General features: G+C 72.2%; 18 protein-coding genes. 11 read left to right on the plus strand and 7 right to left on the minus strand.

Annotated elements, in window-relative coordinates:
* Positions 1-16 precede the first annotated feature (16 nt).
* Positions 17-2,332, minus strand: coding sequence for a helicase-associated domain-containing protein (locus ACIBG7_RS32235; protein ID WP_397338626.1), 2,316 nt, complete (start codon positions 2,330-2,332; stop codon positions 17-19).
* 33 nt (positions 2,333-2,365) lie between these two features.
* On the opposite strand from ACIBG7_RS32235, the gene ACIBG7_RS32240 reads away from it, so the two are divergent.
* Positions 2,366-3,211 carry a hypothetical protein gene (locus ACIBG7_RS32240; RefSeq protein WP_357922362.1) on the plus strand — a complete coding sequence of 282 codons (846 nt, stop codon included), beginning with the start codon at positions 2,366-2,368 and terminating at the stop codon, positions 3,209-3,211.
* On the opposite strand, the gene ACIBG7_RS32245 is transcribed toward ACIBG7_RS32240, so the two are convergent.
* Positions 3,187-3,807, minus strand: a complete 621-nt coding sequence (locus ACIBG7_RS32245; RefSeq protein WP_357922365.1) for a helix-turn-helix domain-containing protein — start codon at positions 3,805-3,807, stop codon at positions 3,187-3,189. The genes ACIBG7_RS32240 and ACIBG7_RS32245 overlap by 25 nt on opposite strands.
* A complete protein-coding gene (locus ACIBG7_RS32250) occupies positions 3,804-4,157 on the minus strand; it encodes a hypothetical protein (RefSeq protein ID WP_357922368.1) in 354 nt (117 codons plus the stop codon). Before ACIBG7_RS32250 ends, ACIBG7_RS32245 begins: the two co-directional genes overlap by 4 nt.
* Before the next feature lie 73 nt (positions 4,158-4,230).
* On the opposite strand from ACIBG7_RS32250, the gene ACIBG7_RS32255 reads away from it, so the two are divergent.
* The gene (locus ACIBG7_RS32255) at positions 4,231-4,839 is read left to right on the plus strand and encodes an HAD family hydrolase (protein ID WP_357923315.1); all 609 of its coding nucleotides are present in this window, start codon (positions 4,231-4,233) and stop codon (positions 4,837-4,839) included.
* Positions 4,840-4,893: 54 nt separating this feature from the next.
* On the plus strand, positions 4,894-5,286 hold the full coding sequence (locus ACIBG7_RS32260) for a cold-shock protein (RefSeq protein WP_357922371.1): 393 nt from the start codon (positions 4,894-4,896) through the stop codon (positions 5,284-5,286).
* Positions 5,287-5,301: 15 nt separating this feature from the next.
* Here ACIBG7_RS32260 and ACIBG7_RS32265 read toward each other — a convergent pair whose 3' ends face one another.
* Both ACIBG7_RS32265 and ACIBG7_RS32270 read right to left on the minus strand, forming a co-directional pair.
* The gene (locus ACIBG7_RS32265; RefSeq protein WP_397338628.1) at positions 5,302-6,492 is read right to left on the minus strand and encodes a glycosyltransferase; all 1,191 of its coding nucleotides are present in this window, start codon (positions 6,490-6,492) and stop codon (positions 5,302-5,304) included.
* Positions 6,493-6,683: 191 nt separating this feature from the next.
* Positions 6,684-8,219, minus strand: a complete 1,536-nt coding sequence (locus tag ACIBG7_RS32270; RefSeq protein ID WP_357922376.1) for an MFS transporter — start codon at positions 8,217-8,219, stop codon at positions 6,684-6,686.
* Positions 8,220-8,305: 86 nt separating this feature from the next.
* Here ACIBG7_RS32270 and ACIBG7_RS32275 point away from each other — a divergent pair, with 86 nt between their 5' ends.
* Positions 8,306-9,109, plus strand: coding sequence for a DUF3027 domain-containing protein (locus tag ACIBG7_RS32275; RefSeq protein ID WP_357922378.1), 804 nt, complete (start codon positions 8,306-8,308; stop codon positions 9,107-9,109).
* 133 nt (positions 9,110-9,242) lie between these two features.
* Positions 9,243-12,239: a sacsin N-terminal ATP-binding-like domain-containing protein gene (locus ACIBG7_RS32280; protein ID WP_397338815.1), complete on the plus strand. Its 2,997-nt coding sequence runs from the start codon at positions 9,243-9,245 to the stop codon at positions 12,237-12,239.
* 64 nt (positions 12,240-12,303) lie between these two features.
* Here ACIBG7_RS32280 and ACIBG7_RS32285 read toward each other — a convergent pair whose 3' ends face one another.
* Positions 12,304-12,525, minus strand: a complete 222-nt coding sequence (locus ACIBG7_RS32285) for a DUF2530 domain-containing protein (protein WP_357922384.1) — start codon at positions 12,523-12,525, stop codon at positions 12,304-12,306.
* Positions 12,526-12,594: 69 nt separating this feature from the next.
* Here ACIBG7_RS32285 and ACIBG7_RS32290 point away from each other — a divergent pair, with 69 nt between their 5' ends.
* The 5 genes from ACIBG7_RS32290 to thpR all read left to right on the plus strand — a co-directional run bounded on the left by ACIBG7_RS32290 (position 12,595) and on the right by thpR (position 17,515).
* On the plus strand, positions 12,595-14,037 hold the full coding sequence (locus tag ACIBG7_RS32290; RefSeq protein ID WP_357922387.1) for an NCS2 family permease: 1,443 nt from the start codon (positions 12,595-12,597) through the stop codon (positions 14,035-14,037).
* 117 nt (positions 14,038-14,154) lie between these two features.
* The gene (locus tag ACIBG7_RS32295; RefSeq protein WP_357923317.1) at positions 14,155-15,111 is read left to right on the plus strand and encodes an acyl-CoA desaturase; all 957 of its coding nucleotides are present in this window, start codon (positions 14,155-14,157) and stop codon (positions 15,109-15,111) included.
* A gap of 178 nt (positions 15,112-15,289) precedes the next feature.
* Positions 15,290-15,739: a MarR family transcriptional regulator gene (locus tag ACIBG7_RS32300; RefSeq protein WP_357922390.1), complete on the plus strand. Its 450-nt coding sequence runs from the start codon at positions 15,290-15,292 to the stop codon at positions 15,737-15,739.
* Between the two features lie 20 nt (positions 15,740-15,759).
* Positions 15,760-17,007 carry an MFS transporter gene (locus ACIBG7_RS32305; protein WP_397338629.1) on the plus strand — a complete coding sequence of 416 codons (1,248 nt, stop codon included), beginning with the start codon at positions 15,760-15,762 and terminating at the stop codon, positions 17,005-17,007.
* Positions 16,973-17,515, plus strand: coding sequence for an RNA 2',3'-cyclic phosphodiesterase (gene thpR, locus ACIBG7_RS32310; protein WP_397338630.1), 543 nt, complete (start codon positions 16,973-16,975; stop codon positions 17,513-17,515). The genes ACIBG7_RS32305 and thpR overlap by 35 nt, the downstream gene beginning before the upstream one ends.
* Before the next feature lie 155 nt (positions 17,516-17,670).
* Here the strand turns inward: thpR and ACIBG7_RS32315 are convergent, their stop codons facing one another.
* Positions 17,671-18,639: an aldo/keto reductase gene (locus tag ACIBG7_RS32315; RefSeq protein WP_357922397.1), complete on the minus strand. Its 969-nt coding sequence runs from the start codon at positions 18,637-18,639 to the stop codon at positions 17,671-17,673.
* A 357-nt stretch (positions 18,640-18,996) separates the two neighbouring features.
* Between ACIBG7_RS32315 and ACIBG7_RS32320 the strand changes: the two genes are divergently transcribed.
* Positions 18,997-20,313 carry an MATE family efflux transporter gene (locus ACIBG7_RS32320; protein ID WP_397338632.1) on the plus strand — a complete coding sequence of 439 codons (1,317 nt, stop codon included), beginning with the start codon at positions 18,997-18,999 and terminating at the stop codon, positions 20,311-20,313.
* Positions 20,314-20,469 lie beyond the last annotated feature (156 nt).

Consider the following 20,469-nt stretch of genomic DNA (forward strand, 5'->3'; position numbering starts at 1 on the left):
CGTCAAACTAACGCGCTCAGGACAGATCGGCGACCCCTGTGATCCGGTGGAGGGCGAAGCGGTGCACGGCGGCCCGCGTCTCGTCGTAGGCGGTCAGGTAACCGCCCTCCAGCCGGGCCGGCTCCAGGACGCGGCTGGTGGCGTTGCCCTGCGAGTCGGTGTAGCCGATCCACACCCGCGCGCCCTGCCGGATCGCCTCCTGCAACGCGGTGATCGTGGTGGTGGACGGCCCGCGCGGGATCTGCCCGTCCGGCGCGTCCACCGGGCCCCGCCGCTCGTCCCCGGCCCGCATCGCCCGGACGGCCGCCGCGACGACCTCCGGATCCGGGCTCCCGTTCGGTACGGCAGGCGGCCGAGCGGGCGCCTCGGTGCGGCGCGCGTCGAGCTGGCTGACGATCACGTCCCCGTCGAGCGACTCGGCGACCGGCGCGTAGCCCATCGCCCGCAGCGAGTCGACCAGCACGGCCCGCGACGTGCGCGAGGCGATCACCGTGGGCGCCAGCCGGCGCAGCCGCAGGGGAGCGGCCCGGCGGTCGGCCATCACCTGGTCGAGCAGCGCCGGGTCGTCGCAGCGCACGTAGGCGCTGGCCGTGCCGACGCGGATCCGGCCGTGCCGGCGGGCCACGTCGGTGACCAGGTAGGACAACGGCTGCGGCACCGGCGTGGCGGAGTGGCGGGCCAGCATGGACAGCAGCTCGTCGGCGCTGTGCCCGGCGTCGAGCGCCCGCCGCACCGACGGCTCGGAGAAGCGGTAGACGGTCGCGCCGCCCTTGGATTCGACCTCGGCGGCCAGCGCGAGCCAGCGGTTGAGGTCGCTGGTCAGCGGACCGGGCGCGACCGCGGTGAGGTCGGCCTGGAGCACCACGTGGTCGACCGGTTCCGGCAGCAGCGGGGCGAGCAGGGCCGCCGCGCGCTCGGTGTCGGTCAGCAGGGCGCGGCCATGCCGGGACAGCACGCCCAGGCCGGTCACGCCGACCTGCTCGGCCTCGCGCAGCGCGAACTCGATGAGCTGGTCGCGCAGCGGCCCGCGGCGGCGGGGCTGTTCCCAGGCCAGGCGTTGCTGCACCGACTCCAGACCGGGCGCGCGGCCCTCGGGCAGCACGTCCAGGGTGGCTCGGCGCAGGCCGGGCGCGGAGGAGCGGCGCAGGTCGGGGTGGAGCGCGTTGAGCGGCCGGTCGCGCTCGTCGCGCTCGCCGATCAGGCCGGGCACCCGGTCGGTGCGCAGCCACGCGGCGGCCAGCCGTACCCAGCGTTCGGCGGTGTCCTTGACCCGCCACTGGTCGTAGAGGGAGGTCGGCAGCCACTCGCCGTCGGCGGCCAGCAGCCCGGCGGCGTGGGCGATCTCGACGATCAGCGCGGTGGCCCACTCCGGCCGGTCGAGCAGGGTCGCGGTGCGCTTGAGGTCGCGCACGCCGAGGCCGCCGGTGCGCAGCACGCCCGGCGGTTCGGCGCTCCAGCGCTCGCACAGCTCCTCGACCGAGCGCACCAGCTCGAAGGCCTGCGCGGCGGCGGTGCGGTCGACCAGCGAGCGGTCGCGCTCGGGGCCGCCCAGCTCGGGGGGCTCGGTGGCCAGGTCGCGGTGGACCCGGCCCTCACGCAGGTAGAGGGCGACCTCGCGGGGCAGCGTGACGCTCTCGGGACCGGTGGCGGCCAGCAGGCCGCGGGCGAGCAACTGCTCGATGGGCGAGCGGGCGCTCTCGACGGTCACCTCGCGCCGGGCGTTGGGCACCCGGCCGGTGGGCGGCCCCCAGGCGAGCTGGCTGAGCGCCGCCTGGGCCTCGGCGGAGACCGCGGCGATCAGCTCGGCGGGCTCGGCGAGCGCAGCGGCCAGCCGTTCCTTGCCGGTGCCGGCCGTGCCGGGGGCGATCTCGTCGGCCATCTCGGCGAGCTGCTCGGGCGGGTGGTGACGGAAGACGTCGGCCACCGGCGGCCCCAGCCCGGCCGGGTCGTCGAGCACCGCGGCCACCCCGGGCGCCAGCATGAGCGCGTCGTCGGGGCCGTAGACCAGGGCGAGCTCCTGGAGGTACTCGATCCGCGGGTCGGCGCCCATGATCTCGGTCAGCCGGTCACGGGTCATCGGCTCGCCCAGCACGGCCAGCGTCTCGACCACGGCCAGCGCGAAGCGGTCGAGGCGGTCGAGGGTACGGCCGATCGCCGACGGGCTGGCGGCGCGCGAGGCCAGGCCGTCGAGGTGCGCGGGCACGGGAGTGATCAGTTCGGGGCGCGCGGAGACGAGCGCCCGCAACTGCGCGTCGGAGCGCCCCCGTAGCCACTCGGTGAAGGTCATCGCCCCAGGGCGGGCTTCACCCCCGGGCGAGGTAGAAACCTTCATTCACGCAATGGTATGTCGCTGTAGTTTGAGCATGTGCAGGAGAGTGCCGAGCAGTTGGTCCTCGACTATGTCGCCAGGGTGGCCGACGCCGCGCACGGCGTGCTCCGGCCGGACCAGCGCGTCGACTTCGTCAACCGGCTACGGGCCCGCATCGAGCGCGAGCGGGCGGGCAGCACCAACCCCCGGGAGGTGGCGCGGCTGCTGGCCCGGTTCGGCGAGCCGCGCGCGCAGGTCGAGCGGGAGGTGCGCCGGCTGGCCCCGGCGGCGCAGCCGGAGAACGCGGCGGCCGTGCTGATGGAGAGCTCGGGGAACACCACCCCGTTGCCGAAGGTCGACACCACCAAGTTCCCCCGCATCATCGACGACGTGCCGCCGGGCGTGGCGCGCAGCCGCCGCGAGGCCCAGCAGCGGCTCGACCGCCGTGGCCGCCGGCCCGCGCCGCTGGTGCGCTTCCGGCAGGCGGCGATGTCCACCGCCAACCCGGCCGCCACCGACGGCCGGGACGCCGTGACCATCCTGCGCGCGCACTCACGCGAGGTGACCGCGATGGTGGTGCTCTTCGTCGCGGCGCTGCTGGTGCCGTTCAACGTCGGCGAGCTGGCCATCTTCGAGGTGCCGCTGGTGGTCTGGGCGGTCGGCGCCTTCCTGGTGCTGCTCAGCGAGACGTGGACGCTGCGCGACAAGCTGCTCGGCATCGCCGCCGCGCCGCTCACCTACCTCGTCGGCGGCGCGCTGGTCGCCGCCGCCCGGCTCGGCGGGGCCGACCAGGGGTTCGGGCGCTTCATCACGGAGTTCTGGGCCTACAGCGGGATCATGTTCATGGTCGGCACCGGTCTGGGTGTCGTACGGCTGGCCTACAAGCTGCTCGACCCGGCCTGAGGCAGCAGCCCCCTGGCCAGGCGCACCCACGCCGCCACGAACTGGTCCTTCTCCGCGTGGCCCGGCGACTCGCCCACGGTCTCCTGGAACAGCCGGTACTGCACCACCGCGCCGCCCAGCACGGCGGCGACGCCGGCCCAGTCGACGTCGGCGTCGGCGTACTCGGGCTGGGCCTTGAACCACGTGACGATCGCGTCGAACATCGGCTGCAGCAGGCCCTCCCTGACCACCGCGACCAGCTCGGGGAACTGGCTCAGGTCGCGGAAGAAGACCCGGGTCAGCTCGCTCTCCTCGCGCACCTTCGCCAGGCCGGCCTTGCACAGCCTGGCCAGCCGTACGTCGAGCTCCTCGGCCGACTCCATCAGCCGCCGGTCGGCGAGCCCCTCGGCGACCTGGGAGCTGGTGCGGAGGGCGTGCTCGTGGATGGCGGCGGCCAGCACCTCGTACTTCGACCGGAAGTGGCGGTAGAGGCCCCCGGCGCCGGGGGACAGGCCGGAGGCGGCCTCGATCTCGGCCACCGAGGTCGCCGAATAGCCCCGCTCGGCGAACAACCTCAGGGACTCGGCGATGATCCGCTCTCGTGTCGGCCTGGTCATAGTCGTCTCAGAATACTCGCCACCACCGAGCCGATGATCAGCCAGACCACGGCGGCCAGACCGTAGTCCACGAGGGTGTTCCAGAGCGGGTCCTCGATCTGGAAGAGCCCTTCGAGGCCGAGGGTGAGCGAGCCGGCGAGACGTTCGACCGTCTGGTACCAGGAGTTGGCCGGGTTGGCCGGGACGATGGTGAAGACCGCGTAGAGGACCAGCACCAGGGCGGCCGCCCGGGTGGCGAGGAGCACGAGCGAGGCGAGACCTTCGCCGAGGCGGCGGAGGAACTGGCCGGGCGGGGGCTTCGCCGGGCGGTAGGGCCTGGCGTCGGTCTGCGGTTCCAGTGAACCACTCATAAGTGCCTCCTTACCCCCGTTCCGGCAGTTCAAAGACGTCGGTGCCGTGGTGCATCCTTCATGCGTGGGGAATGTGGGATTTGATCTGGATATGACGCTGGCCGACACCCGGTCCGGCATCGCGGCCTGCTACGACGAGCTGGCGCTGCGTCTCGGCATCGAGATCGACAGCGCGGCGATCATCACGCGGCTCGGGCCGCCCCTCGAACTCGAGATGGCCAACTGGGTCGCCGCCGAGCGGGTGGCGGAGGCGGTCGAGCTGTTCCGCAGCTTCTACCCCGAGCTCGCGGTCCCGGTGACCACCGCCATGGCCGGCGCGCACGAGGCGATCGAAGCGGTCAGGGCCAGGGGCGGCAAGGTCATCGTGGTGACGGGCAAGAACCTGCGCGACGCCGTCCGGACCGTCGAGGCGCTCGGTTTCGACGTGGACGAAGTGGTCGGATCGGTTTTCGGATCCGCGAAAGGAACGGCTCTCGCACGCTTCGGCGCCGCCGCTTATGTTGGAGACCATGTGGCCGACATCGAGGCGGCGAAGGCCGGTGGCGCCGTCAGTGTGGCGGTCGCGACGGGACCGTACACGGTCGGTGAATTGCGGGAACACGGAGCGGATGTGGCGTTGCGTGATCTGAAGGAATTCACGTCCTGGTTCGACGGGTTTTACCCGGTCGCTCTCCGGGCGTGAGGGGCATAACCTACTTCCACTCAATCATTCCGACAGTCTGAACGAGGTCCCCCTGTGCCGAGTGGCAAGGTCAAGTGGTACGACGCCGACAAGGGTTTCGGCTTCCTCACCCGCGACGATGGCGGTGAGGTCTTCGTGCATTCCTCCGCGCTGCCCGCCGGCGCCCCTGCGCTCAAGCCCGGCCAGAAGGTCGAGTTCGGCGTGGCGGAGAGCCGCAGGGGACAACAGGCGCTCTCGGTCCGGATCCTTGAGCAGCCGCCCACCCTGGCCAAGCCCAAGCCCAAGGCCAAGCGGAAGAACCCCGACGAGATGGTGGTCATCGTCGAGGACCTGATCAAGCTGCTCGACGGCATCTCGGAGACCTACCGGCGGGGCAAGCATCCGGACGGCGCGCACGCCAAGAAGATCGCCCAGGTGCTCCGGGTGGTGGCGGACGACCTCGACTGACCCGCACGGCCGGCTCTAGCGGGCCAGGCCGCCGAGCTTGCGGGCCGCGGTAGCGGCGGCGTCGGCGGGCATGCGGGCGGCGAGCGCCCGCGCCCGCTCGGCGGTCTCCGGCTTGAGCGCCCCGGCCAGCGTGCCGGCCAGGCCCTCCGGCGTGGTGGTCCCGCCCACGCCCAGCTCGGCGACCCTGCGGCCCCAGTAGTGCTGGTCGTAGCTCTGCGGGACGATCACCTGCGGCGCTCCGGCCAGCGCGGCGGCCGTGGTGGTCCCCGCACCGCCGTGGTGGACCACCGCCGCCACCCGGCGGAAGAGGGCGGTTTGGTTGACCTCCTCCACGGTCAGGCGGTCGGGGCCGTCCGAGCCGGGCGTCAGGCCCGCCCAGCCCCGCAGCACGACCATCCGGCGGCCGGACTCCCGCACCGCCGCCAGCACCGCCTCGCCGGTCTCCGGCGCCAGCGCCATGCTGCCGAACCCGACGTAGACCGGCGGCTCCCCGGCGTCGAGGAACCCGGCCAGCTCCGGCGGGAGCGGCCGGGCGTCCGGCAGGAGCCAGGCGCCGCTCTGCCACACCTCCAGCTCGGCGCCGCCGGGCCACGGGCCGAGGACCGGGTCGGCCGCCAGCCAGGGCCGGTCGGTGAACAGGTGGTCTCGCACGCCCTCGACCGGCGGCAGCCCGAGCGCGGCGCGGTGACCGTTGAGCGCCGCGCCCCACATCGCGTCCCAGTGCTCGGCGTCCCGCTCCCACAGCCTGGCGGCCGGCTCGTCCTCCGCCGCGGCGTACATGGGCGTCGGCGCGGGCGGCACCAGCGGGTTGGGCAGTCCGGCCGGGCAATACCCCACATAGACGTACGGCAGGCCGAGCCGCTCGGCGACCGACCGGGCGGCGAGCTGCAGGGCGGTGGCCCCGACGAGGACGTCACACCCCTCGGCGGCCTCGGGCAGCGTGGCGAACTGGGTGCTCACCGTGGCCTCGGCGAGCTGCCGCAGTTGCTCCGGCGTCGGCCTCCCCGCCGGGCGCGGGGCGGTGGCGGCGCGCCGCACCTCCGGGCCGATCGGGACGAAGCCGAAGCCCAGGCCCTCCACCCAGGCGCCGAAGTCGGGCGGCGCGCACAGCCGGGCCTCATGGCCGAGCGCGCGCAGCTCCAGGGCCAGGGCGAGCAGCGGCTGGACGTCGCCGCGGGAACCGATCGTGGACAGCAGGGCACGCATGCGGAACTCCCCGGGTGAATGGTGTCGGCCGCGGTGAATACCGCGCCGGCCCACGATTGTGCGGGGCGTCCCGGGGCTTGTGGCAAGCCCCGGGGTGCGCTATACGGTGAAAGTGGCGGGGAAATGGTCCCCATACGGTGAAAGTGGCGGGGAAATGGTTCCCGGCTTTTCGCGCTTTGCCCTGGGCGGCGCTACAGGCCGTGCGGGCGGGTCAGCGGCTTCGTGGTGTCGATGACGTCCAGCGGGCCGCCGGTGTCGGCCGGTTCGGGCTCCTCCGGAGGCTCGGCGGCCGCTTCGCGTTCGGCCTCGACCCGGGCGTCGCGGGCGCGGATGCGGGTGCGACGCCGTACCAGCAGCCATACCAGGCCCACGCCGAGCACCACGGCCAGCACGATCATGCCCGCCCGGCCGCTCTCGGTGAGCGACAGCAGCAGCCCGACGAGACCGCCGAAGACCCACGCGACCTGCAAGAACGCCTCGACCACGCCGAAGGTGGACGAGCGCACCTCCTCGCCGATCTCCCGCTGGATGATCGCGTCACCGGCGAGCTTGCCCAGTTCCTGGGCGAAGGCGGCGGCGAAGGCGATGGCCAGGGCCCACCAGACGTTGAAGAAGACCGCGGTGACGACGGTGGTGACCAGGGCCAGGGCCGAGGTGAGCAGCACGATGAGCTGCGGCGAGTGGTTGCGCGACCAGTTGGCGGCGGCGGCGCCGATCAGGCCGCCCAGGCCGGCGGCCCCGGCGAGCAGGGCGATGAGGGTGAGCGGGGCGAACCCGGCGATCTGGTCGATCGGCACGCCTGGTGGCGGCGTCGCCGGTTTCATCCCGGGGACATTGTTCTCCTGAACCAGGAAAAGCAGGAAGAACAGCAAAAAGCCGGAAAAGATGCGAATGCCGACGTTGGCCAGCATCGATTCGGTGACCGCGGGGCCGACGTTGAGAATGGTCCGCCAGCGCACCGGCGAAGCGCCCTCCTCCTCGGTCTCCGGCGAGTCCACGTGCCGCGGCAGCCGTACCGCGTAGACCCCGGTGACGATGAAGACGAGCATCGCCAGCCGCAACGTCCAGGCCGCGCCCAGCCAGGTGGCGAGGCCGGCCGCCACCGGGACCGCGGCTCCGGCGGCCACCAGGGAGAACAGCGCGACCCTGGCGTTGGCGCTGACCAGGGTGATGTCCGCGGGCAGCACGCTGGGCATGATCGCCGCCCGGGAGACGTTGTAGGCCTTCGACAACACCAGCACGCCGAGCGCCGAGGCGAAGAGCGTGACCAGGTCGTTGGGCCCGACCGCGGCGGCCATCGCGAAACAGAGCAGGCCACGGCCGAAGAGCGTGCCGGCCATCACGTACCGCCGGCCGGAGCGGAACCGGTCGAGGATCGGCCCCACGAACGGCGCCACCAGGGCGAACGGGATCATCGTGATGACCAGGTAGAGCGCCACAGAACCGCGCGCCTCACCCACCGGCAGCCCGAAGAAGATCGTCGTCGCCAGCGCCCCGGTGACCAGCGCGTCGCCGACGCTGTGCACCGCGGTGAGCTCGATCAGCCGGCCCAGCCCCGTCCGGCCCGCGCCCTGGGCATGGGTGAGCCGGCGCGTGGCCTGCCCCACCTTGCGGGCGCCGCGTGCCGTCCCCTGCGCGGCGGCCTTCGTGCCCCGCGCGGCGCCGCGGCCGGCGCGAGCCACGCCACGACCGGCGTCGGCGAGCCCTCGACCGACCCGGCGCGACACCTCTCCCGCCTTTTCCCAACCATCCGCCACGCTTAACAGTCTTACCCGGTCGCTCCGATGGGTGACAATGAAGTGTGAGCCAACCGATGACGCGGACCAGGAGCCGTGCCGCCGCACCCGATCAGGCCTGTGTCGCCGCCGTGGATCTGGCGCGTGAGGCGGCCGAGGAGCTCGCCGCGCCGAGTCCGGTCGGTGAGCACCTCGGCTACGAGGGCGAGGGCGACCGGATCGTCACCCACTATTTCGCCTGCCTCGACCGCGCCTACCGCGGCTGGCGCTGGGCCGTCACGGTGACCCGCGCCTCGCGCGCGAAGAAGGTCACCGTCAGCGAGGCGGTCCTGCTGCCCGGCACCGGCGCCCTGCTGGCGCCCCAGTGGCTGCCGTGGAGCGAGCGGCTGCTGCCCGGCGACCTCGGCGTGGGCGACCTGCTGCCGACCTCCGACGACGACGACCGGCTGGTGCCCGGTTTCACCGATCCCGGCGACGACGACACCGATCACCAGATGGTTTTCGAGTACGGCCTCGGCCGAGCCCGCGTGCTCTCGGCGGTCGGGAAGGACCGCGCCGCAAGGCGCTGGTACACCGGCGATCAAGGGCCGCACACCCCTCTCGCGCACGCCGCGCCCGCGCAGTGCTCCACCTGCGGCTTCTACTGGCCGCTCGCGGGTTCGATGAAGTCGGAGTTCGGAGTCTGCGCTAACGAGTACGCGCCCGACGACGGCAAGGTCGTCTCGGCCGACCACGGCTGCGGCGCCCACTCCGAGGCCGCGGTCATGCCGCCGCCGGTGGAGCAGGCCGTGCCGATCCTCGACGACCTGGGCTACGACCTGCTCGACGAGGGCTCGGTGGACGAGGCGGCCTCGCCCGCCGAGGAGCTCGGCCACTCCTGAGCGCTCGCCCCGCCGCCCGGCGTCTCCGCCGGGCGGCGTTCTTGACGGTGGCGGGCGCTAGCCTTTCGTCCGCGTGGCCGACCCGTGCCACCGGGCGAGAAGGAGAGTCGTGGACGTTTTCGGCACCGATCGGATGCGGGCGGCAGTGCTCGCGGCTTGGCAGGCCTCGCCTGCGCGCTTTCGTGAGGATGCCAACGCCGAGGAGGATTTCGCCCTCGGCGGCTACCGTGACCGGCTGATCGTCGAGCTGGCCCAGAACGCCGCGGACGCGGCGCTGCGCGCCGGGGTGCCCGGCGTGCTGCGGCTGGTGCTGCGCGACGGCGTGCTCACCGCGGCCAACACCGGCGAGGCCCTCGACGCCGCCGGCGTGGAGGGCCTGTCCACGCTGCGGGTCTCGGCCAAGCGCGACGACGCGGGCGCCGCCGGACGGTTCGGCGTCGGCTTCGCGGCCGTCGTGTCGGTGTCCGACGCCCCCGAGATCGGTTCCCGTGGCGCGCCGTCGGTGCGCTGGTCCCGCGCGGAGACCACCGAGCTGGTCGCGGCGAGGCCCGAGCTCGCCGGGCAGCTCGCCGACCGGGGCGGCCACGTGCCCCTGCTGCGGCTGCCCTTCGCGGGTGAGCCGCTGGCCGTGCCCGACGGCTTCGACACACTTGTACGGCTGCCGCTGCGCGACGAGGCGGCGGCCACGGCGGTCCGCCGCATGCTGGCCGAGGCGAGCCCCGCGTTGCTGCTGGGCCTGCCCGCGCTCACCCGGATCGAGATCTCGCTCGACGGGGACGAGCGGGTGGTCGAGCCCGGTGACTGGGCGCTCGGCGTGGCCTCCGGCGAGTTCACCCCGGCCGAGGTGGCCGAGCTCTTCGCCGACCGGCCCACCGAGGAGCGGGCCCGCCCGTTCTGGTCGGTCCGCTGGGCCGTACCGGTGTCCGCCGAGCGCGGCGGGGAGCCGGTGCCGCTGCCGCGCAGCGTGCGGCCGGTCATCCACGCGCCGACGCCCAGCGACGAGCCGCTCGACTTGCCCGCCCTGCTGATCGCCTCCTTCCCGATGGCCACCGACCGGCGGCACGTCGCCAAGGGGCCGCTGACCGACTTCCTGGTGGAGAAGGCCGCCGACGCCTACGTGGAGCTGCTCGGCCGGTTGCCGCGCACGCCCAAGCTGCTCGACCTGGTCCCGGCGCTGATGGGCAAGGGCGAGCTCGACGCGATGATCCGGCGGGCGGTCCTGCGGCGGTTGCCGGACGTGCCGCTGCTGCCCGCGCTCTCGGGGCCGGCGCCTGCCGTACAGACGCCGACGTTCGCCGACGCCGAGCTCTACGACCCCGACGCGGAGTGGACGGTCGAGCACCCGGTGCGCGAGCGCGGCGCCGACGGGTGGGTCGTCTCCGGACGGGAGGCGGCGGTCGTGCCCGGCTCGGGAGAGCTGCTGGCGCGCATCGCGGAGATCGTGCCCGGGCTGCTGCCGGCGGGCTGGCCGGCCCGGCACCCGGCGATGATCACGCTGGGCGTCCGGCAGGTCGGCCTGGCCGACGTCATCGACCTGCTGTCCGGCGAGGTCGTCGAGGGCCGGGAGCCGGGGTGGTGGCGCGAGCTCTACGACGTGCTCCCCGGCGACGACCACGAGGCGCTGGGCGCGCTCCCGGTGCCGCTGACCGACGGGCGGCTGGTCCGCGGCCCGCGCGGCACGCTCATCCTCAGCGGGGCCGGCGGGTTCGACCTGGCGCCGCTGGGGCTGCGCATCGTGCACCCCGACGCGGCGCACCCGCTGCTGCTGCGCCTCGGCGCGGCCGAGGCGACGCCGCGCACGATCCTGGAGGACCCGCTCACCAAGGCGGCGGTGGCCGAATCCTTCGACAACCCCGACCACGAGCCGATCGCCCGCGCGGTCTTGGCCCTGGTCGACGCGGCGGCGCTCGCGCCCGGCGAGGCGCCCTGGCTGGGCGAGCTGGCGCTGCGCGGAGCCGACGGCGAGCTGTACTCGGCGGGCGACCTGCTGCTGCCGGGCGGCGCGCTGGCCGGCATCCTCGAAGAGGGGCCGCTGGCCGCCGACGAGCTCGTGGCCGAGTACGGCCCGCGGGTCCTGGCCGCCGCCGGAGTGCTCGACGGCTTCGCGGTGGTCAACGACACCGACGTGCTGCTCGACCACGACGACTGCGACCACGACCTCGACGCCGAGGACGACTGGCTCGACGAGGTGGCCGACCTGACCGGCGACCTCGACCTGCCACCGGTGGCCGCCGAGTTCAGCGCCGTGCGCGACCTGGAACTGGTGGCCGACTGGCCGGCCGCGCTCGCCCTCCTCACCCGGCCGCCGCTGCGGGCCGCGCTCCAGCCGCTGCGCGTCGGCGGCGTCGAGGTGCCGTCCTACACCGCCTGGTGGCTGTCCGAGCACCCCGTCCTCGACGGGCGGCGCCCGCGCGAGCTGCGGCTGCCCGGCGCCGACCCGCTGCTGCACGGCTTGTACGGCGACGCCCCCGCCGGGCTCGACGACGTGGCGCTGGCGATGATCGGCGTGCGGACCACGCTGGCCGACCTGCTCGACTCGCACGGCGGGCCCGAAGAACTCCTGGAGCGGATGGCCGACCCGGCGATCGAGCTCGACCGGGCGCAACTGCGCGGCCTGTGGATCGCGCTGGCCGCGGTCGACCCCGGACGGGTCTCACCGCCCGAGCGGGTGCGGGCCGTGCTCAACGGGCGGATCGTGGTGGCCGAGGCGGAGGACGCGGTGGTCGTCGAGGCGCCCGACCTGCTGCAGCTCGTCGCCGACCGGCCGCTGGTGCTCGCGCCGTTCGACCTGGCCGAGGCGTTGTCGGAGCTGCTCGACCTGCCGCTGGCTGGGGAGCTGGCGACCGGCGAGGTGACCTCGGCGGGGGTGGAGCGGGCGGTGCCCGCGCAGGTGCGGTCACTGTTGCCCGCGGCGCCGGACAGCTACGTCGAGCACGAGAAGTTGCTGGTCGACGGGGTGGAGTGCGCGTGGCGGTTCTTCGACGGGAAGGTGCACTGCACCGGGGTGGACGGGCTGGCTCGCGGGCTGGCCTGGGCCACCGGGCAGTGGAACGACCGGCTCGCGGTGGCGGCGCTGCTGCGTGACCCTGATGCGGTGCCGCTGCTGCTGGCGGAGGCCGACCTGAGCTGAGCTTGCTTGGTGTGTGCGACGTGAGCCCGGTCCATGGCCGGGCTCATGGCGTTTCCGGGGCTGGTTACGGCTGGCCTGGTTTGCGGAAGCGGCGGACGAACCAGAGGCCGAACAGTCCGCCGACGATCCCGGCGACACACGTCCAGACCCACCACGAGTACTGCGGCGCGGGTGGGAAGAGCAGCAGCGCGACCAGCGCGAGCGCCCACAGACCGGTGCCGACCAGGATGGTGGTCTGGTCGTTCGTGGCGATCGGCTCAGGATCGGGATGCCATTGCTGCTTCACGGCATCAACCCTATCTCGATCCGATCACCGGACCTTTCGCTGTTTGGCCACTCCTGTCACTCTTCGCGCGTGAATACACGCCTTGACGGATTCTTTTCGATCACCGAACGCGGGTCGACCATCTCGCGGGAGGTCCGCGGCGGTCTGGCCACCTTCTTCACGATGGCCTACATCGTCGTGCTCAACTCCTTCATCCTCGGCGGGATGGCGGACAAGGACAAGCAGTTCCTGGGTGACGTGGTCACCTCCGGGGCGCAGTTCCCGATGATCGCCGCGGCGACCGCGTTCGTCGCGGGTGTGTTGACCATCGTGATGGGCCTGGTGGGCCGCGCGCCGTTCGCCGTGGCGGCGGGCCTGGGCCTCAACGCCTTCGTCGCGTTCGGCATCGCGCCCAACATGTCGTGGGAAGACGCGATGGGCCTGGTCGTGCTGGAGGGCCTGATCATCGCGGTGCTGGTGCTGACCGGCTTCCGCACCGCGGTCTTCCACGCCATCCCCCCGGCGCTCAAGACGGCGATCAGCGTGGGCATCGGCCTGTTCATCGCGCTGATCGGCTTCGTGGACGCCGGGTTCGTGCGCGCCAACGCCGCCCCGCCGCTGACGCTCGGCATCGGCGGCGCGCTCGTGAGCTGGCCGATGTTCGTCTTCGTCATCGGTGTCCTGATGACGTTCGTGCTGGTGGCGCGGAGGGTCAAGGGCGCGATCCTGATCGGCATCGTCGCCAGCACGGTCCTGGCGCTGATCGTGGAGGCGGTCGCCAAGGTCGGCGGCGCCAACGGCGGCAAGAACCCCGGCGGCTGGCAGTTGAACACGCCGACCTTCGCCGACCTGCAGATCTTCGGCATCCCGGACCTGAGCCTGCTCGGCCAGTTCAGCCTGTTCGGGGCCTTCTCCAAGATCCCGCTGCTGCTCGGCGTGCTGCTGGTCTTCACCCTGCTGATCACCGACTTCTTCGACACCATGGGCACCGTCGTGGGCGTCGGCGGCCAGGCCGGGCTGCTGCGCGAGGACGGCACGATGCCGCGGACCAGCCAGATCCTGTTCGTGGACTCGGTGGCCGCGGCGGCCGGCGGCGCGGGCTCGGTCTCGTCGAACACCACTTACGTCGAGTCGGCGGCCGGCGTCGGCGAGGGCGCGCGGACCGGTCTGGCCAGCGTCGTCACCGGTGTGCTGTTCCTGTTCGCGGTCTTCCTGTCGCCGCTGGTCAAGGTCGTGCCCTACGAGGCCGCCGCGCCCGCGCTGGTCGTGGTCGGCTTCATGATGATGACCTCGGTCAAGAACATCGACTGGGACGACTTCGAGATCGCCGTCCCGTCCTTCCTGACCATCGTGCTCATGCCGTTCACCTACTCGATCGCCAACGGCATCGGCGCCGGGTTCATCAGCTTCGTGCTGATCAAGCTCGCCCGGGGCAAGGCCCGCGAGGTGCACGGCCTGATGTGGGTGGTGGCCGCGCTGTTCGCGCTGTACTTCGCGCTGGGCCCGATCAAGATTCTGTTCGGTCTTGACTAGGTAAGGCAGGCCCTACCGAAATTCCGGGTGCGCGCGGGGTTACGGAGGACGCCGGAAGATCGCGACACTTGGGCGGTGTCTACCACCACTGGCAGTGACTTCGCCCACCTGTCGAGGATGATCAAGGACGCCGGTCTGCTTGACCGGCGTCCTGTCTATTACCTCCTCCGGCTCGCCCTCGTCACCGTGGCTTTCGCCGGTGGCTGGCTGCTGTTCGTGTCCGTCGGCGACTCCTGGTGGCAACTCGCCGTCGCCGTCTTCCTCGCCGTCGTCTTCGCCCAGGTCGCGCTGGTCGCGCACGATCTGGCGCACCGCCAGGTGTTCCGGTCGCGGAGCAGTTCGGCCGTCGCCGGCCGGATCGCCGGGAACCTGGGCATCGGGATGAGCTACGGGTGGTGGATGGAGAAGCACAACCGCCACCACGCCAACCCCAACCACGAGGACCACGACCCGGACGTCGACCCGTCGCTGCTGGTCTGGTCGGAGGAGCAGGCGTCGCGGGCGACCGGGCTGTCGCGCTTCATCGCCCGGCGCGAGGCCTGGCTGTTCTTCCCGCTGCTCACCCTGGAGGCCTGGAACCTGCACGTCTCCGGGCTGCGCAGCCTGCGGACCATCCGCGGGCGCGTCCTGGAGGGCGCGCTCCTGCTCGCCCACTTCGCCTGGTTCTTCGGGCTGATCTTCGCCACGTTGCCGGTGGGCAAGGCGATCGTCTTCGTGCTGCTGCACCAGGCGGTCTTCGGGGTCTACCTCGGGTGCACCTTCGCGCCCAACCACAAGGGCATGCCGGTGCTCACCGCCGAGGACGAGCTCGACTACCTGCGCAAGCAGGTGCTGACCTCGCGCAACGTGCGGGGCGGGGTGGCGATCGACGTGCTGCTGGGCGGGCTCAACTACCAGATCGAGCACCATCTGTTCCCGAACATGCCCACGCCCAACCTGCGCCGGGCTCAGCCGATCGTGCGGGACTACTGCGCTTCGCTGGGCGTGCCGTACGCGGAGGCGGGGCTGATCGAGTCGTACGGCATCGCGTTGCGGCACATGCACCGGATCGGGGCCGAGCTCAGGGCGTCTTGAGCTGCTCCGCCGTACACCCTGAGCAGGCCCGGAGAGCGGGCATCATGGAAGGGCCCCGGAATCGGGGCCCTTCGCCGTGACGGATCTCACACCGGGCGGGGTATCACATGGTGAGACATGTCCGTATTTGAAGGGGAATATACGTGCGCTTTGTGATAGTTAGCAAGGGTAATGAATCATGCTAACGAATCCTCCAAAGTTGGACCTGCGCAGCGACGCGGGCCTGGCCTCGGTCCTGCGCGTGTCGCTGGCAAGGCTGACCAGGCGACTTCGACGACAAGCAGCGGCACACTCCCTGACGCCCACCCAGTTCGCGACGCTCGCCGCCGTGGAACGCCACCCCGGGATCTCACCCGGCGAGCTGGCCGACCTCGAGAAGGTGCAGCCCCCGTCGATGACACGGGTGATCGCGTGGCTCGAGGAGCGCGGATTGGTCGCGCGCACACCGCACCCCAGCGACCGGCGCCAGGTGACCGTGAACGTGACCGAGTCGGGCGAGGCGCTCCTGAAGGAGGAGCGTCGGCGGAAGGAAGCCTGGCTGACACAACGGCTGAAGGAGCTGACTCCGGAGGAGCGGGCAGTGCTACGGCAGGCCGCCCCGATTCTGGAGAAGCTCAGCAAGATCTAGGGGAACATACCCGGACCGGGATGTTCCGGTCGCTCCGTATCCACAACTACCGGCTCTTCGCCATGGGCGGCGTCGTCTCGAACGTCGGCGGCTGGATGCAGCGCACCGCCCAGGACCTGCTGGTGCTCCAGTTGACCGGGGGCAGCGGGGCGGCGCTCGGCGTCGCCACGGCGCTGCAGTTCGCCCCCATGTTGCTCTTCGGCATGTTCGGCGGCGTGCTGGCCGACCGCTACCCCAAGCGGCCGTTGCTCGTCACCGCCCAGGCGCTCATGGCGGTGCTCGCCCTGGCCATGGGCGTGCTCACCGTCACCGGCGCGGTGCAGGTGTGGCACGTCTTCGTGATGGCGTTCGCGCTCGGCCTCATCTCCTGCGTGGAGGTGCCGACGCGGCAGACCTTCGTGGTCGAGATGGTCGGACGCAAGGACCTGCCGAACGCGATCGCGCTGAACGCCTCCAGCTTCAACCTGGCCCGCGTGGTCGGCCCGGCCGTGGCCGGACTGCTCATCCACGCCCTGGGGACCGGGCCGATCTTCCTGCTCAACGCGATCTCGTTCGCCGCGGTGATCTCCAGCCTGCTGCTGATGCGCAAGGCCGAGCTGAACCCCGCCGAACCCGTGCCGCGGGCCAAGGGGCAGTTGCGAGAAGGCTTCCGCTACGTCCTGCGAAATCAGGACCTCCTCATGCCGGTGCTGCTGGTCGGCTTCGTGTCGATGTTCGCGCAGTCGTTCTCCATGTCGATCGCGCTGATGGCCACCGAGGTCTTCGCCGCGGGCGCCTCCTCCTTCGGCCTGGCCTCCAGCATGTTCGCGGTCGGCGCGCTCGGCGGAGCGCTCCTGGCCGCGCGGCGGGCCCGGCCCAGCAAGAAGCTGCTGGTCGCCGGGGCGCTCAGCTTCGGCCTCTTCCAGATCGCGACGGGCATTGCTCCCTTCTACCCCCTGTATCTCCTGCTACTCGTGCCCACCGGAATCGCACTGATCACGGTGAACACGGCCGCCAACGCGAGCGTCCAGCTCGCCACCTCGGCCGAGATGCGAGGCCGGGTCATGGGCATCTACCTGCTGGTCTTCACCGGCGGAGCCCCGCTGGGCGCACCGCTGATCGGCTGGCTGTCCGACCTTGGTGGCCCCCGGATGGGCGTGGCCCTGGCCGGTGCGCTGGTCGTGGCAGGCACCGGGCTGGCCGTCCTGCTCAGCCGGGTGATCGGCGCGCGCGTCCAGCGCGCAGAATTGACCGATGAGACTCTTCGCGGCGCTGTTGCCGCCGGATGAGGTGCTCGACGAGATCGAGCGGGCGATCGCGCCGCACGTGGGCGAGGTGCCCGGTCTGCGCTGGCCGGACCGGGCGACCTGGCACATCACCCTCGCCTTCTACGGCGAGGTGCCCGACGCGGTCGTGCCCGATCTGCGGGTACGGCTGGCGCGGGCCGTACACCGGCATGCCGCCCTGGACCTGGCCTTCACCGGGTTCGGGGCGTTCAGCAGCGCGCGGCGGGCCCGGGTGTTCTGGGCCGGGGTCAGCGGCGACTCGGCGGAACGGCTGAGCGACTCGGTCAAGGCCGCCGGACGCCGGGCCGGAGTGCCGCTGACCGACACCAAGCGCTTCCACCCGCACCTGACCCTCGCCAGGGCCAGGGACGAGCAGGACCTGCGCCCGCTGGTCGAGTCGCTGGCGGGCTTTCGCGGCTCGACCTGGCGGGCGGCTGAGGTGCACCTCATGCGCAGCGTGCTGGGACCGCCGCTGGAGTACCGGTCACTGGCCTCCTGGGCGCTCGGCTGAGCCTTTTGGTAGCTGGGTCACCTGGTTGTGCGGGCTTCGGCATCCCGGGGGCTCGGCTAGGCTCCAGGGCGTGGATCGTCCTCGCCTCTGGCTGCTGCCCATCGTGCTCGGCCTGCTCCTCGTGATCGTCGTGGTCGGCGCGCTGCTGCAGTGACCTACCAGGCGTAGTCCTCCGGCGCGGTGCGGTGACCAGGGAAGATCTCGTCGAGGCGGGCCAGCGCCTGCTCGTCCAGGTCGATCTCCAGGGTCCGCATGCTGCCGTCGAGCTGCTCGATGGTCCGCGGCCCGATGATCGGTGAGACCACCGCGCGCTGCCGGAGCAGCCACGCCAGGGCGACGTCCGCGGGCTGCTCGCCCAGCTCGTCACAGAACTTCTCGTATGCCTCGATCTTGTCGCGGTGCTTGTCGAGCTCCTTGACCATGTGCTCGCTCGCCGACCGGCCCTTGTCGATCTTGCGCAGCACGCCGCCCAGCAGGCCGCCCGCCAGCGGGCTCCACGGGATCACGCCGATGCCGAGGTCCTCGGCGGCGGGCAGCACCTCCAGCTCTACCTTGCGGGTGAGCAGGTTGTAGTGGGACTGCTCGCTCACGATGCCGAACATGCCGCGCTTCTCCGCGACGTTCTGCGACTTGACGAGGTGCCAGCCGGCGTAGTTCGAGGTGCCGACGTAGAGGATCTTGCCCTGCTGGCGCAGGACCTCCATCGCCTCCCAGAACTCCTCGAACGGCGTGCTCCGGTCGATGTGGTGGGCCTGGTAGACGTCGATGTAGTCGGTCTGCAGCCGCTTGAGCGAGGCGTCGGCCGCGCGGCGGATGTGCAGGGCCGACTGCAGGTTGTCATTGGGCCAGTCACTCATCCGGCCGTGGAACTTGGTGGCCAGGACGGTCTTCTCGCGCCGCCCGCCGCCCTGGGCGAACCAGCGGCCGACGATCTGCTCGGTGACGCCCTCGCCGGTCTTCCAGCCGTAGACGTCGGCCGAGTCGAAGAAGTTGAGACCCAGCTCGTGGGCCCGGTCCATGATCGCGAAGGAGTCCTCCTCCGTGGTCTGCGGACCGAAGTTCATGGTGCCGAGGCAGAGGGGGCTGACCTTGAGCCCGCTTCGTCCTAGGTTCACATAGTCCATGCGGTCAACCCTAAAGACCTGGAGTGCACTCCAGGCCAGAGGCCGTTTCCGAGCGACCGCCAGAGGCCGTTTCTCGGTAGACTGAGGGTGGCCCGACGGGAGATCTGGAAGTTGCCCGGCGGGTTTCGCTGTTCCATGAGCTCGTTCCGGAAACTGTCGGTGCCGTCTGATGCACTGTCCCGCGTGCCCCGCCCCCAGCCCATAGCTGCGCTGCCCGACGGCCCTCAACCCACGGCTGCGTTGGTCCGCGGCGCTCAGTCCACGCCTAAGCTGTCCCGCGGGTCCCAGCCCACGCCTGCGCTGCCTCGTGGGCCCCACCGCACGCTGATCGGCGCCGCAGTCCCGATCTTCCTGTCCATGATCACCAGCCTGGTCGGCGGGCTGATCGGCACCGCCGTCCTGGGCCACCACGCCACCGCCGCACTGGTCGCCTTCGCGCTCTCCCAGGCGGTCCTCAACCCCGCCACCGCCGCCGTAGCCGGCGCCCTGCGCGGCATGTCGCCCTTCCTCGCCCCCCACCGCGGCAACCCGGCCGCCGCCCTCCCGATGCTGCGGGACGCGCGCTGGCTGGCACTCTCCCTCGGTACGGCAGGCGCCGTGGTCGTGGCGTGCACCCCGCTCATCGCCCAGGCGTCCGGCGCACCCGCCGAGGTGCTCGCCGAACTCGGCGCACTGCCCTGGTGGCTGGCGGCCTACATCGCCGTCTTCGCGGCCAGCGGCGGGGCCGGGGCGGCGCTCATCGCGCTCGGACGCAGCCGCCCGGTCTTCTGGGCCTCGCTGGCGGCGGCCCTCACCGAGGTGGTGCTCGCCTTGGTGCTCGTGCCCGTGCTGGGGTTGCCCGGGATGGGACTGGCCTTCCTCGCCTCCGCCCTGGTCAGCACCCAGGTCGCCGGCTTCTTCCTGCGCCGCGTGCCCGGCCTGGAGTCCTACTCCGCCTGGCCCGGCCGCCCCCGGACCGCTGAGATCCTGCGGATGGCCCGGGTCGGGCTCCCCATGGCCGGCACCACGCTGGTCAAGTTCGCCGCCCTGGCCGTCGTCACCTACGCAGCCGCCCGTACCGGGGTGGCCGGGGCTGCGGCGCATGCCGTGCTCAGCTCGACGTTCGGGTTCCTGTTCCTGGGCGCTTTGGCGGTGGCCATGGCCTCCATGCCCGAGGTCGCCCGCGCCCAGACCGTCGCCGAAGCCCGCCGCGTCACCCGCGCCGCCCTCACCGTCGGCGGTGGGGTTGCCTTGGTGGGGGCCGTGGCGGTGCTCCTCTTCCAGGACGCGATCTTCGGCCTGCTCACACCTGACCCGGCGGTGCGCGGCGTGGCGGCTTCCCTGGTGGGGCTGCTCGTCCTGGCCTCACTGGCTGATGCTGTGCAGATGGTCATGGGCTTCGGCCTCAGCGGCCTCAAGCGCTCCTGGTGGAGCTTGGTCAGCTTTGCCGGGTCTTACGGGGTTCTGGTGGTGATCATCCATCCGGTGGTGTCGACCTGGGGGTTGGCTGGGATCTGGTGGGCCATGCTGGCCAACGGGGTGGTCTTGATCGGCCTGCAGAGCTACGGCTTCCACCGATTCAGCGGCCGCCTCGAAACCACCCCGCCCCCGCCACCACCCCTCCCACCCCGGCCACCAGCCCGACCCCACACTGAGCCGGCCGATCCCGCGCTGACCCGGTGGTTCCTGCGCTGAGCCCCAAGCCCGCGCAGGCACCTCGTCCATTCCTCCCTCGGCCGCCGGGCGGCCCGCGCTGAGCTCGGCTGATCTCGCGTTGCCCCCCTGGCCCCGCACGGCCACCTCGACCGCTCCCTCACCCCAGCCGGGCCGATCCCGCGCTGAGGCCAGCCC

It is taken from the genome of Nonomuraea sp. NPDC050328, assembly GCF_044459405.1.
Taxonomy (GTDB): domain Bacteria; phylum Actinomycetota; class Actinomycetes; order Streptosporangiales; family Streptosporangiaceae; genus Nonomuraea.

Coding starts and splice junctions, on each gene's coding strand:
- ACIBG7_RS32275 (WP_357922378.1), top strand. CDS start 8,306: ATGACGCGGACCAGGAGCCGTGCCGCCGCACCCGATCAGGCCTGTGTC.
- ACIBG7_RS32265 (WP_397338628.1), bottom strand. CDS start 6,492: ATGCGTGCCCTGCTGTCCACGATCGGTTCCCGCGGCGACGTCCAGCCG.
- ACIBG7_RS32295 (WP_357923317.1), top strand. CDS start 14,155: ATGATCAAGGACGCCGGTCTGCTTGACCGGCGTCCTGTCTATTACCTC.
- ACIBG7_RS32320 (WP_397338632.1), top strand. CDS start 18,997: ATGATCACCAGCCTGGTCGGCGGGCTGATCGGCACCGCCGTCCTGGGC.
- ACIBG7_RS32235 (WP_397338626.1), bottom strand. CDS start 2,332: ATGAAGGTTTCTACCTCGCCCGGGGGTGAAGCCCGCCCTGGGGCGATG.
- ACIBG7_RS32315 (WP_357922397.1), bottom strand. CDS start 18,639: ATGGACTATGTGAACCTAGGACGAAGCGGGCTCAAGGTCAGCCCCCTC.
- ACIBG7_RS32250 (WP_357922368.1), bottom strand. CDS start 4,157: ATGAGTGGTTCACTGGAACCGCAGACCGACGCCAGGCCCTACCGCCCG.
- ACIBG7_RS32280 (WP_397338815.1), top strand. CDS start 9,243: ATGCGGGCGGCAGTGCTCGCGGCTTGGCAGGCCTCGCCTGCGCGCTTT.
- ACIBG7_RS32245 (WP_357922365.1), bottom strand. CDS start 3,807: ATGACCAGGCCGACACGAGAGCGGATCATCGCCGAGTCCCTGAGGTTG.
- thpR (WP_397338630.1), top strand. CDS start 16,973: ATGAGACTCTTCGCGGCGCTGTTGCCGCCGGATGAGGTGCTCGACGAG.
- ACIBG7_RS32305 (WP_397338629.1), top strand. CDS start 15,760: ATGTTCCGGTCGCTCCGTATCCACAACTACCGGCTCTTCGCCATGGGC.
- ACIBG7_RS32300 (WP_357922390.1), top strand. CDS start 15,290: ATGCTAACGAATCCTCCAAAGTTGGACCTGCGCAGCGACGCGGGCCTG.